General features: G+C 63.9%; 13 protein-coding genes and 1 pseudogene. 4 read left to right on the top strand and 10 right to left on the bottom strand.

Translation table 11 applies throughout. The features are described from left to right. Positions 1 to 38 precede the first annotated feature (38 nt). The 10 genes and pseudogenes from EV641_RS12985 to EV641_RS12945 all read right to left on the bottom strand — a co-directional run bounded on the left by EV641_RS12985 (position 39) and on the right by EV641_RS12945 (position 10,588). On the bottom strand, positions 39 to 1,244 hold the full coding sequence (locus EV641_RS12985) for a thiolase family protein (protein ID WP_132472127.1): 1,206 nt from the start codon (positions 1,242 to 1,244) through the stop codon (positions 39 to 41). Positions 1,245 to 1,273: 29 nt separating this feature from the next. Continuing rightward, on the bottom strand, positions 1,274 to 2,767 hold the full coding sequence (locus EV641_RS12980) for an aldehyde dehydrogenase (protein ID WP_132472126.1): 1,494 nt from the start codon (positions 2,765 to 2,767) through the stop codon (positions 1,274 to 1,276). A 35-nt stretch (positions 2,768 to 2,802) separates the two neighbouring features. After that, positions 2,803 to 3,579 (bottom strand): enoyl-CoA hydratase/isomerase family protein, encoded by a 777-nt coding sequence (locus EV641_RS29770; RefSeq protein WP_241997174.1) that lies wholly within the window; start codon positions 3,577 to 3,579, stop codon positions 2,803 to 2,805. 108 nt (positions 3,580 to 3,687) lie between these two features. After that, a pseudogene (locus tag EV641_RS29765) lies at positions 3,688 to 5,208 on the bottom strand (AMP-binding protein); the annotation flags it as partial. Beyond that, complete coding sequence (locus EV641_RS12970) at positions 5,205 to 6,752, bottom strand: AMP-binding protein (protein ID WP_132472124.1); 1,548 nt, start codon at positions 6,750 to 6,752, stop codon at positions 5,205 to 5,207. The gene EV641_RS12970 and the pseudogene EV641_RS29765, both read right to left, overlap by 4 nt. A gap of 88 nt (positions 6,753 to 6,840) precedes the next feature. Continuing rightward, positions 6,841 to 7,368: an aromatic-ring-hydroxylating dioxygenase subunit beta gene (locus EV641_RS12965; RefSeq protein WP_132472123.1), complete on the bottom strand. Its 528-nt coding sequence runs from the start codon at positions 7,366 to 7,368 to the stop codon at positions 6,841 to 6,843. 4 nt (positions 7,369 to 7,372) lie between these two features. Continuing rightward, complete coding sequence (locus EV641_RS12960; protein ID WP_132472122.1) at positions 7,373 to 8,665, bottom strand: Rieske 2Fe-2S domain-containing protein; 1,293 nt, start codon at positions 8,663 to 8,665, stop codon at positions 7,373 to 7,375. Continuing rightward, positions 8,662 to 9,123 carry an OB-fold domain-containing protein gene (locus EV641_RS12955; RefSeq protein ID WP_132472121.1) on the bottom strand — a complete coding sequence of 154 codons (462 nt, stop codon included), beginning with the start codon at positions 9,121 to 9,123 and terminating at the stop codon, positions 8,662 to 8,664. The genes EV641_RS12960 and EV641_RS12955 overlap by 4 nt, the downstream gene beginning before the upstream one ends. Continuing rightward, on the bottom strand, positions 9,120 to 10,274 hold the full coding sequence (locus EV641_RS12950) for a thiolase family protein (protein WP_132472120.1): 1,155 nt from the start codon (positions 10,272 to 10,274) through the stop codon (positions 9,120 to 9,122). Before EV641_RS12950 ends, EV641_RS12955 begins: the two co-directional genes overlap by 4 nt. Then, a complete protein-coding gene (locus EV641_RS12945; RefSeq protein WP_199233234.1) occupies positions 10,271 to 10,588 on the bottom strand; it encodes a hypothetical protein in 318 nt (105 codons plus the stop codon). The genes EV641_RS12950 and EV641_RS12945 overlap by 4 nt, the downstream gene beginning before the upstream one ends. A gap of 281 nt (positions 10,589 to 10,869) precedes the next feature. On the opposite strand from EV641_RS12945, the gene EV641_RS12940 reads away from it, so the two are divergent. The 4 genes from EV641_RS12940 (at position 10,870) to EV641_RS12925 (ending at position 14,692) form a co-directional block, all read left to right on the top strand. Further along, a complete protein-coding gene (locus EV641_RS12940) occupies positions 10,870 to 11,772 on the top strand; it encodes an alpha/beta hydrolase (RefSeq protein ID WP_199233233.1) in 903 nt (300 codons plus the stop codon). A gap of 46 nt (positions 11,773 to 11,818) precedes the next feature. Next, positions 11,819 to 12,667 (top strand): 2-oxo-hept-4-ene-1,7-dioate hydratase, encoded by an 849-nt coding sequence (gene hpaH / locus EV641_RS12935; protein WP_132472119.1) that lies wholly within the window; start codon positions 11,819 to 11,821, stop codon positions 12,665 to 12,667. Continuing rightward, on the top strand, positions 12,664 to 13,440 hold the full coding sequence (locus EV641_RS12930; RefSeq protein WP_132472118.1) for an aldolase/citrate lyase family protein: 777 nt from the start codon (positions 12,664 to 12,666) through the stop codon (positions 13,438 to 13,440). The genes hpaH and EV641_RS12930 overlap by 4 nt, the downstream gene beginning before the upstream one ends. 79 nt (positions 13,441 to 13,519) lie before the next feature. Beyond that, entirely contained in the window at positions 13,520 to 14,692 is a 1,173-nt protein-coding gene (locus EV641_RS12925) for an acyl-CoA dehydrogenase family protein (protein WP_132472117.1), read from the top strand. The last annotated feature ends 11 nt before the right edge of the window (positions 14,693 to 14,703 follow it).

The raw sequence follows: 14,703 nt of genomic DNA, 5'->3' as shown, positions 1-14,703 counted from the left end.
GCGCCTGAGCCCAGTCTATCTGACAGTACTGTTCATTTCTAGTGGGAACCTGTCGGAACTTCGATCACCACCGCACCGGCCTGTCCCCCGCCCGCACACATCGCCGCGACACCGATGCCGCCCCCGCGACGGCGCAGCTCGTGGACGAGAGAGATGACCATGCGCGCGCCGGACGCTGCTACCGGATGCCCGAGGCTGCATCCGCTGCCCAGCACATTGACGATGTTCTCGTCGATGCCGAGCTTCTTGCAGGCCGCGATCGGCACCGATGCGAACGCTTCGTTGATCTCCCACAGCGCTACGTCGTCGATTCCCACGCCTGCGCGGTCGAGCACCTTGGGGATGACATCGAGTACCGCCAGGCCTGTCCTGGCCGGATCCACCGCCGACGCCGCCCACGCCCGCACCGTCGCAAGGGGAATCAGTCCCTGTTCCGCGGCGAGTTCGCTGCCGACGATCGCCACGGCGGCGGCCGCGTCGTTGATGCCGCTCGCACTGCCCGCCGTCACGGAGAATCCCTCGATTTCGGGGTGGAGCAACTTCAGGCTCGCGAGCTTCTCGAGCGTGCTGTCCCGCCGCGGGTGTTCGTCGGTCGTGAATTCCACACGGCTACCGTCCGCCTGCAATGCCTGCACCGGGACGATCTCATCCTTGAAGGCACCCGCTTCGATCGCAGCGATCGCCCGCTGGTGCGAGCGAACGGCCCACGCATCCATCTCTTCGCGGGTGATGCCGACTTCCTTGGCCGTGTTCCATCCGACGGTGATGGACATGTCCATGTTCGGCGCTTCGGCGGTGTCCGGGTGGGTCGGCGGCATCCACTTCTCGGTGAATTCGTCGACCGTGCCCGGGGTGCGGAACTTCTGCCACGGCGCGGTCGACGACGAGTTGGTACCGCCGGCGATGATGGCTTTCTCGGCGCCCGCGATGATCGCCGCCGCAGCGTTGCTGATGGCGGTCAGGCTTCCCGCGCAGTGACGATTCACGGATTGCCCTGGTACCTGCAGCATTCCGGCGACGATGGCCGCGTGCCGCGCGATGTCACCGCCACCGTAGTTGGACTCGGCGAGGATGATGTCGTCGATCTGCGACGTATCCAGACCCGAGCGCCGCTGGACCTCATTCACCACCACCTGCGCGAGTTCCATCGCGGTGGTGTCTTTGAGGGTGCCCTTGAACGCAGTCCCGATCGGGGTACGGGCCCCTGCCACGATGACGGCGTCGATCTTTCCGTTGTCGGTCATGCTTTTCCTTACGATTCCGGAGTATTCGGTCAGCCGAGAGTGAAGGGGTCGCGCGTCTGGCCGCTCAACTCCACCCACACGGCCTTGGTCTCGGTGAAGTCCTTGATGGCGTCGATGCCGTTCTCGCGGCCGATGCCGCTCGCGCCCATACCGCCGAAGGGGACGTGTGGAGACACCGCGCGGTAGGCGTTGACCCACACCGTGCCGGCGCGCAGCTGCCCGGCCACGCGGTGCGCACGGTAGACATCCTTGGTCCACACGGAGCCCGCGAGCCCGAACTCGGTGCTGTTGGCTGCTGTGACCGCCTCGTCTTCCTCGGTGAAGGTCGACACCGCGAGCACGGGTCCGAAAACCTCCTCGGCAACCGCTCTCATGTCGGGTGTGACGTTCGTGAGAACGGTGGGCTTGACGAAGAATCCGCCAAGCTCCTCGACGGGCTCGGCGCCGTAGGCGATCGTGGCACCCTGCTCGCGAGCGGATTCGAAATGCGACAGAACCTTCTGGAACTGCGGTTCGTTGGAAACGGGCCCCATCTCCGTCTTCGGATCCTTGGGGTCACCGATCACGATTCGTGACGCACGGTCGACCACCTTCGCGACCAGTTCGTCGGCGACGGACTCGTGCACGAGAAGCCGCGAACCGGCCAGGCATGTCTGCCCGGTCGCTGCGAAGATACCCGCAACCACACCATTGGCCGCGGCATCGAGGTCCGCGTCGGGGAAGACGACCTGCGCCGACTTACCGCCGAGCTCGAGGGTGAAGCGGGTCATGTTCTCGATCGCGGCCTGCCCGACCTTGATCCCGGTCCCGGTGGATCCGGTGAAGGCGATCTTGTCGACACCAGGGTGCGACGCGAGCGCGGCACCGGTCTCGGGACCCCAGCCGGTGATCACGTTGACCACACCGGGCGGAAATCCCGCTTCGTCGAACAACCGTCCGAAGGCCAGCGTCGATGCCGGGGTGTGGTCGCTCGGCTTGATCACGAAAGTGCACCCGGCAGCGAGGCCCGCGGCCAGCTTCCAGGTGAGGAGCAGCAGCGGCGAGTTCCACGGTGTGATCGCACCGACGACACCCACCGGTTCGTGCGTGGTGTACACGAGGAAGTTCGACTTGTCGGTCGGAACGACGCTGCCCTCGAGCTTGTCGGCCAAACCCGCGTAGTAATAGTAGTACTCGGGCAGGCCCTTCATCTGACCCGACATCTCGCGCATCAGCTTGCCGCCGTCACGCACCTCGAGTTCGGCGAGGTTGTCGGCCTCGCGAGCGATGATGTCGCCGACCTTCCGCAGCAGCTTGCCGCGCGCAGTGGCAGTGAGGCGGCCCCATTCGCCGTTCAGTGCGTTGCGTGCCGCCTCCACGGCGCGGTCGATGTCCTCCTTGCTTCCGTCCGGGACTTCGGCCCACGGCGTGCCGGTATACGGATCGAGGCTTCGATACGTCTTTCCGGAAACCGCCGGGACCTCGACACCACCGATCAGCTGCCCGAATCGGAGGAGCTGGTCTGTCTCGACGCTGCTGCTCATGTGTACTCCTGTTCTAGCGCATCGTGGGAGCGCGGTCAGCGGAAGCGCGGGGTGCGCTTGTTCTTGCGAGAGTCGGATCGTCCGTCGCCCTGGTTTCCGATCTGCGTGTACGACAACCCGTTTCGAAGAGCAGTGGTCGGGTTCATTTCGAGGGCCTCCCAAATTGCGCGGACCGTACCCTGGATCGCCTCGGGCCGGCGGCCGGCAATCTCCGTGGCCAGCTGATGCGCTCGCTCCCGCAACTCCGTGGTGGGCGTGATCTCGGTGACGATGCCCGCACGCAACGCCGTGTCCGCAGTCATCCGTTCGTCACTCCCCAGCAGGGCCCACCTCAGCACTTCGCCGACGGGGATTCCACGAGCGAGCATGCCGATCGGTTCGAGTGCCGACACGATTCCGCCGTTGGCGTGCGGGTCGAAGAACGTGGCGTCCTCCGAACAGATCACGATGTCGGACTCGTTGATGAAATACATCGCACCACCGGCTGCCATACCGTTCACGGCGCACACGACCGGCTTCCATACCCGATGCTGCTTGGGACCGAGGTCGATACCCGGGTCCTCCTGATTCCATCTGTTCAGGTGCGCCCACCACGCTCCCTCGCTGAGGTCCACACCCGTACAGAACGCGCGCTCACCGTTGGCACGCAGGATCGCGACGTGGATGTCGTCGTCGTCGCGGACCCGCGCCCACGCTGCGGCCATGTCCTGGGCCATCGTCTCGTTGAAGCAGTTGAGCCGGTCCGGCCGGTTGAGCGTGATGGTCGCGATGTGGTCGGCGACCTCGAATTCGATCGTCTCGAACTCGAGGATTTCGGTAGCGGTGGTCGTTGCAGTTGTGTCGCTGTTGTCTGGCACCGCTTGTCCGTCGAGGTCGATGAATTGCTTGCGCAGGTCGTTCTTGGCGACCTTGCCCAGCGGGTTGCGGGGAATCACGTCGAGGATCTCGACCTGTTCAGGAAACTTCCGCACATTCAGGTCCGTGGTCCGCAGGTAGTCGCGGACGGATTCGAGAGTGGGAAGTGTGTCGGGGTCGACCGGAACGACCAGTGCGCACACACGCTCACCGGTGACCGGGTCGGGAAGTCCGATCACCGTGACGTCGGCGATGGTCGGATCACCGACCAGTACTTCCTCGACCTCGCGAGCCGAGACGTTCTCCATCTTGCGGACGATGATGTCCTTGATCCGTCCGGTGACGGAGACACAGCCGTCGGCGTCGAGGAAGCCGAGGTCGCCGGTCCGGAAGAACCCGTCGGCGTCGAACGCGTCGGCATCGAGGGAGGAGTCGACATAACCCTTGAACATCTGTGGAACGTTCAACCGGATCTCGCCGACCTCACCGACCGGAAGCTGCCTGCCGTCCGCATCGACGACACGGATTTCGCCGCCCCTACCCGGCACACCCTCGAATTCTGCGTGCTGAAGGTCGGTGTCGCCGGGTCGGCCCCACGTCGCGTACGGACATTCGGTCATTCCGTAGCCGGAGATGATCCCGACACCACCGAGTCGGTTCTTGGCATCCTCATGAAGGGTGCGCGGACGTCCGGCTCCGCCCATCAGCACGGCACGTGCCTGCGGGAACAACGGTGCGATGCCCCGTTCGTGGGAGATCCTCAGGTACTCGTTGGTGAAGGGGAGGCCGGAACCGACGAGTGTCACGCCCTGTTCGATGAGGAAGTCTGTGGTCTCTTCCGGCACGAACGTAGCGCCGACCAACAAGGTGTGTCCCATTTCCAGCGCGTGCAGCAGGTGGCCGAGGCCGCCGACGTGCCCGATCGGGATGAGCGCCGCACACCGATCGTGCGGTGTGGTCTGCAGATTGTCGGTGAACGTTGCGGATGCGGCGAGCAGGGTACGATCGGTGTGCTTGACGCCTTTCGGTGCCGACGTCGTACCGGAGGTATAGAGGATCCACGAGATCTCCGGACCGAATCGTGTCTCGGAGGACATCAACGCGCGTGGCGGGAGGATCGCCGGCGCACTCGCCGGCATCGAATCGTCGACCGCGAGGACGTCCATCCCCGGCCTCGCGGCGGCCAACCGCGCGGCCATGCCCGCGTGGTCGAATCCGCGGAATTCCGACCGGACGATCAGCAGCGATGTCTCGAGCTGATCGGTGATGAACTTGACGTCTTTGTCCCGCAGCATCATCACCAATGGATTCTGCACTGCTCCGAGCCGGGTCAGAGCTACTGCAAGGGCCATGGACTCGACTGTGGTCGGCAACTGCCAGGACACGACATCGCCTGCGCGGACACCGCGCTCGTAGAGGGCGGCGGCGACCCCCTCGGCGAGATCACGGAACTCGGCGAACGTGAACGATCTGCGGTGCTCGTTGACCGCGAACTGCGCATCAGGGGTCACTCGGGCCCGGGCATCGACGAGCTCCCAGATACTAGCGGTGGAAAGACGAGTGGCTGTGGCGGCGGTGGTCGTCAATGTTTCGCTCCCACTGCGATCAGGTCGTCTGCGACGACTCTCTTGAGAATCTTGCCTGCCGGACCCAGTGGCATTTCGCTGCGGAATTCGAAACGACGCGGCTGCTTGTATCCCGCCAGTTCCGCGCGGCACAAGCTGGTGAGTTCCGCAGCAAGACCCTCGGTGTCGACACTGCTTCTCGGTACGATCACGGCTACCGGCGTCTCGCCCCATTCGGGGTCGGGCACGCCCACCACTGCGACCAGCTCGACGTTCTCGTGATGCCCGATGACTCGTTCGATCTCGGCCGGATACACATTGAAACCACCCGAGATGATCATGTCGGTCTTGCGGCCGGTGATGTGCAGATATCGCTCGCTGTCGAGGAATCCGAGGTCGCCGGACCACAGACCGGTCGGACGAAATGTCTCGGCGGTCTGCTGTGGACGGTTCCAGTACCCGATTGCGTTCGCATCGCTGACGATGACGATCTCGCCGATTTCGCCCGTGGGCAGTTCATTGCCATCCGTGTCGACGATCCGAATCCAGCACATCGGTGTCTCCTGTCCACACGAAGTGCGGATCGACTCCTCCCCTGCCACCATGTCGCGGTGGTCCTGCGGTGTGAGAATGGTGGCCTGGCCACCGCATTCGGTCAATCCGTATCGCTGTTGCAGATCGCATCCGAGCATGTCCATGGCCTTCTTCGCCAGGTTGGGCGGAACTGGCGCGGAGCCGTAGCTGATCCGCCGCAGGCTGGATACGTCTCGTATCGGCCCTTCCTCGAGGATCTTCAGCGTGCGCTGCAGCATCGTCGGGATGAAGGTGGTGAAAGTGATCCTGCTGCGTTCGATCTCGTCGATCACAGCCTTCGGATCGAAGCGCTGGTGGATCACCATGGTCTGGCCCAGGTATGTCCACGCCAGTGTGCGGACCATTCCGCCGGCCGTGAAGAACGGTGTGGTGGCGAGGAAGACGTCGGAACGGTTTCCTTCTGTAACGAGGTTGGTGTCGACCGCCTGGGCGAGCATGCCGCGGTGGGCATGCACGACGCCCTTTGCACGGCCGGTGGTTCCGCTGGTGTACAGAATGAATTGGATGTCGTCGGGTGTCAGGTCCGCGGGGGCCGGATCGATGGGCGATGCGGCGCGCAGCGCAGCCTCGTATTCGATGCCGACCGCGTCGCCACCGATCTGGACCACAGCGTCGAGCTCGTTGAGTTCGAGGCCGAAGCGTTCGACCTGGGCCGAATGGACCACAGCCGCGCGTGCCCCGGAATCGTCTCGGATATGGGCCATTTCGTCCGGTGCAAGTCGAATGTTGACCGGAACGGCGACGAGGCCTGCTTTCGCGAACGCGAACGTGATCTCGGGCCATTCGATGCAGTTGCGTGCGATAACCAGGATCCGGTCGCCCTTGATCAGGCCGCTGGCCAGAAAGTGGTTGGCCAGACGAGTTGCCCGTTCATCCACTTCGGACCAGGTATGAGTCCGTCCGCTCTCGATCACTGCGGGTTTCGTCGGGTAGCGGCGGGCGTTGTTGCGTGGAATATCTCCAACGAGCACGGGTTTCTCGCAATCAGGTTTCAGAGACAATGGTCCCGCGGGATCGGGATGGGGATCCGGATTTCCGACCCGATCCCGCGCATAGTGGTCAGATGAGGAAGGCCAGCGTCTCCACGGCTCCACCTGCACTGATCAGGTGGACGGTCTTGGACACGAGGCGCAGTCCCCCGCCGGTGCGACGTACCTTGTGAACGACACGTCCTGCCCAGATCCGCTGCGTGTAACGGTATTCGAACAGGGCGAAATTGGACTCGACGGTGACGGTGTCGGCGTCGGATGCGACAATCTCGTGGTTTCCGAGGATTCGGCGCATCACAGACGGCGGAGTCTGCGAATGCCGGTTGCCGGTGTTGAGCTGTGCGACACGGCTCTTGATACGTCGTCGGTTGTCGTAGATGTACGACAGGCTCGTGGTCGGGTCGTCGTCCGGATGCATCGGCAACCAGTACAGGGCATCGTCGTCCCAGAGCTGTTCCCACTCGGAGTACCGGGCCTCGTCGGCGAGCCGGGACTCGAGGTTCAGGAACGCAACGATGTCCGCTTCCGGAGCCGGAAGTGCTTTGGGTGCGTCGTTACGCGACGCTTCGGGCGTGAGCGGGGTTTCGATGGTGGTCATATGTTCAGCTCTCCTGTCCGACGACCTTGGCCCACTGGCGATAGAAGCCGCGCTGCGGGGTCTCTGCGCTCTTGTCGCTGTTGACGATTCCGGTCTCGTCTTCGATATCGGTTTCGAGGCCGCGTGCGAGAACGAGCCATTCGGGTTTTTCGGCTGCGAGACCGGCCTGGTTTCGCAGCCCGATCTCACCGTCGTCGGCGATCAGGAAGCCGGCCGGGCCCATGGCCCCTTCGGCGCGGCGAAGCATCTTCTGGTTCATCCGGTCCTGGCCGGGGAACAACGCAGCGGTGGTATACGCGATGGTCTCGTTCACCGCGATCGGCTCGACGAACATGATGTTCATCTCAGCGAGGAACAAGTTGGGCCAGATGAGGGTGTGTGGCGGACCGACGACGAGTGCGTCATGCAATTCGTCGGCGGGGTATGCATCCTCCATCGCCTCGGCGTACTCTGGGAGCTTCTCCCTTTCAGTACGTCCGTACCAGATGAACTCGTCGTCGAGCTTGCGGTATTCGGCAGAGTAGTCGATTTCGGAATGCCCGTCGCCCAGATCGCGGACGACGACGTCGACCTTGGACGGAACGTGCGAGACCTTTGCGGGCCGGACTGCGTCGTAGACCGACGCGTGTGTGAACAGTGCGTGGTAGCCGTCGACGTTGTTCTCGACGACCATCTTCCAGTTGGCGCGGTGGTGGTGCTTCATCCAGTTGGCGCGCAGGTCGATCGTGCCGGTCGGCGACAGCGCCAGCAACCGGTCGATCGCCGTCGTCGAACGCCCGAGATGTTCGGTCAACGAGACGCCCTCGGCGGCAAGCGAGGCAAAAATGAACCCTCGGTAGCTGTCCACACGCGGCGCCTGCGCCAAACCCAGTTCGGACTTGACCTTCTGGAAGGCTTCCCCGTAGCCGTTCCGCATGGGAACAGCGGAGAGGGAACCGTCGTTGCTGAAGGTCCAGCCATGGTAGGGGCACCGGTAGGAGTTGGCGTTGCCCTTCTCCGCGTTGCACAGCTTGTTGGCTCGGTGCGTGCACCGGTTGAGCAGAACGCGGATCTCATCGTCCTTTCCGCGCGACACCACGACCGGATCCTTGCCGATGACGCGGGTGACGTAGTCACCCAGTTCGCTGACTTCGCTCTCGTGCGCGACATACACCCATCCGGTGCGGAAGATGGTGTCCAACTCGCGCTGGAAGATCTCCGGAGAGGTGTAGACCGAACCGTGCACTCGATCTTCCTGCACAATGCGGGTGACGTCGAAATCGTCCGTCTGGGTCGGCGTCGATTCGATGGTGGTCATGAAGAGGCCTCCGTCTCTGCTGGGGCTGTGGGTTGAGCTGCGGGGACCGCGATCTTTCCGAGATTGCGGAATGCGACGCGGACCGGCGCGTCGATGGGCAGCGGGAGCTGCGTCGATTCGAGCGTGGTCATGATGAGACGATGTCCGCTGGCGAGCTCGACATCGATGATCGGATACGGATCGTCGATGCGAACCAATCCAGGTTCGGCTCGGTGCATGACCGTGGACGAATGCACTGTCCCGACCGGTGCCACTACACGCCACACGCATTCGAGCGACCCGCATCCGTCGCAGACCGGCTGTTCGAGGTCCAGCGGAAGCAGGCACGATGTGCAGAAGGGCAGGACCAGTTCGCCGCGGGCACTGCCCTCGTACATCGGGGCGAGCGGATCGTTGTCCACGTCGGGTGAGAGCTCGTCGTGGAGCAGCCAGTCGGGTGCATTCTGTGGGGCGGTCATGCCGTCCGCTCCAGGATCATCGCAGCATGGTGGTCGATGCGACCGCCGATACCGCCGACCAGTGCAGTGGTGGCGCCTGCCACCTGCCGGTCGCCGCCCTGATCGCGTAGCTGGATCATCGCTTCGGCGAGCGGGGTCATTCCTTGGAGATAGAAACCGGACAATTGGCCTCCTCCGGTGTTGGTGGGCAACGCGCCGCCCTTCGCCGTGCCGCCTGTCCGGACGAATTCGCCTGCCGGCACTCCCCTCGTGAGGTCGTACTCGTCGAGTAGCAGCAGAGTCACGACGGAGAACGGGTCGTACAACTGAGCGACGTCGAGGTCGCCGCGTGTCATCCCCGCTGTGGCCAGCGCATCGTCGACCGCGCGTCGGCCGCCGCCGAACCACGACTCACGACCGGCACGCCGGTGACGCACCGGATGATCACGTCCGACGCCACGCACCACGAGGCGGGCATTGTCGCCCGCTGCGGGATCGTTGGAGACCACGACCGCGACCGCTCCGTTGACTGGGCGCGCGCAGTCGAGTCGTCGCAACGGTTCCGCGATCATCGGGCTTGCGAAATACCCGTCAGCATCGAGAGGGGTGCGCACCACGGCATCCGGGTTTCCCAGCGCCCAGTCGCGGGTGACGGTGGCGACCGCGCACAGGTCGTCCGGGGTACCGGCGTGCAGGTGCATCCACCGGTTGGCGAGAAGTGCATAGGTAGGGACGGAACCCAGCAGGCCCGATGCCCGTTCCAGTCCTCGGGACCCGGTCCGGCCTCCACTGTGCGCGTACGTCGATCCTGCGCCCTTGCCAGCGACCAGCGGCGCATCTGCAAACACGCACACGACGGTGCGGGCCGCACCGGTGTCGAGCGCAAGCTGCGCACGCTGGATCATCGCAATCGTCGTCGCGCCCTTGATCTCGACGTGCTCGAGCAGTCGAAGATCGGAGAAACCTCCCTGCGTCGCGAATGCGACACCGAGGCGGTCGGGGCGCACACCCTGGCTCGAACCCACGAGCAGTCCGTCCACATCGGAGTGGGTCAGACCGGCGTCGGCCAGGGCCGATCGGGTGGCCTCGCAGGCCAGTTGCAGCGGTGTGTCACCCGCCTTCAAGGACATGGGCGTCATTCCCAGTCCGACCAGTGCTACCTCTGCAGTCATGACCGGACTCCGTTACCGCCGGGCCCGCGCTCGCGCCCGAAGGAGGGGTCTCGGGATTCGCGGTAGTTGCCGACTCGGATCCAGTCCTCACGGTCTTCCTCGGTTGCAAGGCACAGGCTCGCGAGCTCGAGCGGAGTCAGGAAAATGTGATCTCCCGACTCCAAGTCCTCAACCAGCAGTCTCGGTCCGTTGCCACTGGTATCGAGGCTGACTCCGACGGCAGCGAACTCGTTGACCAGCTCCGCCAACGACCGACGTTTGACCACATGGTGAGCACCGTTCTGTGCAGGTCCGGTTCCGGCAGATGCAGACATTGCGCTCGACATCCTTAGCTGTTGACGTCACCGACACGTGTGGCCGCGTCAGCGGGGGCTTGCTCATCTCGCGAAGACCCCCCATAGTCATATCGTATGCAACTGTCAGAAACAATGGTCTGGATCGAATGACCCCAACTGGTTCCCGTACTAAGAGTGCAGATCAGAGCGCATTGGTGCATGCACATCAAAGATGCACACTCTGACCAGATAACCACTTCGGTGGTGTCGGCGATCGTTTCCGCCGACACCACCTCCGTAGCCACCTGAAAGGTCCGCGCATGACCGAGACAACGATCGCCACGTCCGCACCCACCATCGACACGGAGAACTACCGCAGCATCTGGGGCTATCTTCGGGAACTCGAGTTCCGTCAGGGCTTCGTCGAGGTGGCCGGCGTCCGCACCCGATACGCCGAAGCAGGTTCGCCGGACAAGCCGCACGCGATCCTGCTGCACGGCACCGGCGGACACTGGGAGACCTTCGCCCCCAACCTCTCCGAACTGAGCAAGCACTTCCACTGCGTAGCGATCGACATGGTCGGCAACGGCTTCTCGGAAAAGCCCGACTACGACTACGAGATTTCGGTGTACGTCCGACAAGTTCTCGCAGTGCTGGACCACTTCGGCATGGACAAGGCACACTTCATCGGCATGTCGCTGGGCGCCTGGGTATCGGCAGCCACCGCGGTCGAGCACCCCGACCGCGTGACCAAGCTGATCCTCATGTCCCCCGCCGGCCTCATCGCCACAGCGTCGAACATGGCCCGCATCCGCGCCGAGCGCACCGAGGCCGTCAACAACCCGAGTTGGGAATCGATCCACAAGGTCTTCGAGCATCTCATCGCCGACGAGAGCAATCGCCTGCCCGACCTCGTCGCGCTGCGCCAGGCCATCTACCAGCGCGATGACACGCGCGAGAGCATCGACCACCTGCTGATCCTGCAGGATGCCGAGGCCCGCGACCGCAACCTCATTCCCGAGGAGAAATGGGCGACCATCACTGCCCCGACCATGGTCGTCGCCTCGGGCAAGGATCACGGCGAATACCAGTCGACGGCACGCACCGTCGCACGGGTCATCCCGAACTCGGAGGTGTTCGAGATGGCAGAGGTGCGCCACTGGCCGCACTTCGAGGACCCCGAAAGCTTCAACCCGGCGGCGGTCGCCTTCCTCACGAGATGAGTCGACGGGCGATGGACGAACAGACGAGACGATGAATGGACAACCGATGAGTGGACAACCTGCCGAGGGAACCCTCGATGACGCCGCGCTCGACGACGCCGCACGCCGCCTCTACGAGGCCAAAAGGACTCGTGTCCCGATCCGGCAGTTGTCGCTGCAATACCCGGAGATGACCATCGAGGACGCATATGCCGTCCAGCGTCGCCTGGTGGAACTCGAAGTCGCCGACGGCCGGGTGGTACGTGGCCGCAAGATCGGGCTCACGTCCCGGGTCATGCAGCGCGCAGTGTCGATCACCGAGCCCGACTACGGTGCGATCTTCGACGACATGTTCTTCGACGATGGCGGCTCGGTGCCCGCGGGGCGGTTCATCCGGCCGCGCATCGAGGTCGAGCTCGCATTCGTTCTCGGTGAGCCACTGAAAGGCCCCGGCGTGACACTGTTCGACGTGCTACGCGCGGCCGAGTACGTGACACCCGCGCTCGAGATCCTCGACGCCCGGGTGCAGATGAGCGATCCGGACACGGGACACCTGCGCACGATCGTCGACACCATCGCCGACAACGCCGCCGACGCCGGGCTGGTACTCGGCGGGAGGGTGGTCAAGCCGTTGGATATCGACCTACGATGGGTATCAGCCCTACTTCTCCGCAACGGCGTCATCGAGGAATCCGGTGTTGCTGCAGCAGTTCTGAACCATCCGGCCAATGGTGTCTCATGGCTCGCGAACCGGCTCGCCCCGCACGGCGTGGGTCTCGACGCCGGTGAAGTGATCCTTGCCGGGTCCTTCACCACACCGATCTTCGCAGAACCCGGCGACTCCTTCGTCGCCGATTACGGCCCGCTGGGCACGGTGTCGATCGCGTTCGAGCGCAATGAGGAGCAGAGCCGATGACCGAGAATCGGTGGGCAGAGCTGCTGCGCGGCGACCGCACGCAGTACGGCATGTGGATCGCCTCGGGCAATGCCTACAGCGCCGAGATCTGCGCCGGCTCGGGGATGGATTGGCTGATGCTCGACCAGGAGCACGTGCCCAACGACATCCGGTCGACGCTCGCACAGCTGCAGGCAGTGGCCGGGTATCCCGTCGAGGTGCTGGTGCGGCCCGCATCGGCAGATCCGGTGGCGATCAAGCAATTGCTCGATATCGGCGTGACCAACCTGATTGTGCCGATGATCGAGTCTGCCGACGCTGCGCGGGCCGTCATCGCGGCCACCCGGTATCCGCCCGAGGGTATCCGCGGAGTGGGCAGTGCACTCGCGCGCGCCTCCCGATGGAACCGAATTTCTGACTATCTCATCACTGCAGACGAGGGCTTGACCGTCACGGTACAGGTCGAGTCCGTCGAGGGACTGGAGGCACTTCCCGACATCGCCTCCACGGACGGCGTCGACGCTGTATTCATCGGACCTGCCGACCTTGCCGCATCGATGGGATATCTGGGCCGTCCCGATGCGCCCGAAGTCGTCGAGACCATCGAGAAAGCCCTGCATACGATCACTACATGCGGCAAGACCGCAGGCGTCAACGCATTCGACGAATCGCTCGCACGCCGCTACGTGGGCGCGGGTGCGCACTTCGTCCTCGTCGGCGCGGACGTGACGTTGCTGGCTCGCGGCAGTGAAGCCCTCGTCACCCGCTACATCTGCGGAAGACAGCAGAGTTAATACTTCAATCTGACGTTATTGTCACTTATACTCGGGTGAAGATAACGGATCCGCGGATCCGATACGAGGAAGGTCTCCCATGGATTTGGACTTCACGAGGGAACAGGTGGAGTTCCGGGATCGAGTACGCACGTGGCTGGTCGAGAACAAACCGACCGAACCGCGCCCCCGGAACAACGCTGAGATCCGCGACTACGATCTGGCCTGGCAACACGCCCAATGGGAGGGCGGCTGGGCGGGCATCGCCTGGCCGACCGAGTACGGCGGCCGCGGCCTTACACTGCTCCAGCAACTGATCTGGTACGAGGAGTATGCCGCCCAGGGCTTCCCCGGCATCGACGCCAACTTCGTGGGCCTCAACCACGCCGGGCCGACCCTCATCACCAGGGCATCGGAGGAACAGAAGTCGTTTCATCTTCCGAGGATTCTTCGCGGCGAATCACTTTGGTGCCAAGGGTTTTCCGAACCGGATGCAGGTTCGGATCTCGCTTCGCTCAAGACCAAAGCGGTCATGGACGGCGACCACATGGTCGTATCCGGACAGAAGATCTGGACCAGCTACGCCGACATAGGCGACTACCAGGAACTACTCGTTCGCACCGAAAACAGCGACTCGAAGCACAAGGGCATCACCTGGGTCATCTGCGACATGAAGACCCCCGGCATCACCACCCGCCCGATCGAAACGATGGAGGGTGGAGCCGAATTCTGCGAGGTGTTCTACGACGATGTGCGAGTCCCGCTCAGCAACGTCGTCGGGGAAATCGGCAACGGCTGGAGCGTTGCCATGTCGACCCTGTCCTTCGAACGCGGCACCGCGTTCACCGCCAACCAGGTCCGTCTGGCCCGCATCGTGGAGAAGCTCATCGACTACGCCCGCGACCACGTCGGACCCGACCGCCGACGCCCGGCTATCGCCGATGACGAACTTGCACGCCGGCTGGCGCGGGTCCGCGCCTCCGTCGCATCCCTGCGTGCCATGACCTACGTCGGAATCGGCGAGAACATGAAGTCCGACACGCCCGGACCGAAGGGTTCGATGCTCAAGTTGCTGTACTCCGATGTCACCAAGGAGGTCTCCGCGCTGGCGATGGACATCCTCGGATCGGAGGCCTTGCGTGGAAACTCACGATGGGACGAGGACGGCTGGGCGGGGACCTACCTGCACTCCTTCTCACAGTCCATCGGCGGCGGCACCTCCGAAATTCAGCGGAACATCATCGGGGAACGTGTCCTCGGCCTTCCGCGGTGACAGAAAGCGAC

Source organism: Rhodococcus sp. SMB37 (genome assembly GCF_004345605.1).
In the GTDB taxonomy this organism is placed as follows: domain Bacteria; phylum Actinomycetota; class Actinomycetes; order Mycobacteriales; family Mycobacteriaceae; genus Rhodococcus.
The sequence above is the reverse complement of the archived record's forward strand: the minus strand, read 5'-3'. Positions and strand labels throughout refer to the sequence as shown.

Excerpts from the sequence above, each read along its gene's own strand:
- EV641_RS12985 (WP_132472127.1), bottom strand. The coding sequence starts at position 1,244 with ATGACCGACAACGGAAAGATCGACGCCGTCATCGTGGCAGGGGCCCGT.
- EV641_RS12980 (WP_132472126.1), bottom strand. The coding sequence starts at position 2,767 with ATGAGCAGCAGCGTCGAGACAGACCAGCTCCTCCGATTCGGGCAGCTG.
- EV641_RS12965 (WP_132472123.1), bottom strand. The coding sequence starts at position 7,368 with ATGACCACCATCGAAACCCCGCTCACGCCCGAAGCGTCGCGTAACGAC.
- EV641_RS12960 (WP_132472122.1), bottom strand. The coding sequence starts at position 8,665 with ATGACCACCATCGAATCGACGCCGACCCAGACGGACGATTTCGACGTC.
- EV641_RS12955 (WP_132472121.1), bottom strand. The coding sequence starts at position 9,123 with ATGACCGCCCCACAGAATGCACCCGACTGGCTGCTCCACGACGAGCTC.
- EV641_RS12950 (WP_132472120.1), bottom strand. The coding sequence starts at position 10,274 with ATGACTGCAGAGGTAGCACTGGTCGGACTGGGAATGACGCCCATGTCC.
- EV641_RS12945 (WP_199233234.1), bottom strand. The coding sequence starts at position 10,588 with ATGTCTGCATCTGCCGGAACCGGACCTGCACAGAACGGTGCTCACCAT.
- EV641_RS12940 (WP_199233233.1), top strand. The coding sequence starts at position 10,870 with ATGACCGAGACAACGATCGCCACGTCCGCACCCACCATCGACACGGAG.
- hpaH (WP_132472119.1), top strand. The coding sequence starts at position 11,819 with ATGAGTGGACAACCTGCCGAGGGAACCCTCGATGACGCCGCGCTCGAC.
- EV641_RS12930 (WP_132472118.1), top strand. The coding sequence starts at position 12,664 with ATGACCGAGAATCGGTGGGCAGAGCTGCTGCGCGGCGACCGCACGCAG.
- EV641_RS12925 (WP_132472117.1), top strand. The coding sequence starts at position 13,520 with ATGGATTTGGACTTCACGAGGGAACAGGTGGAGTTCCGGGATCGAGTA.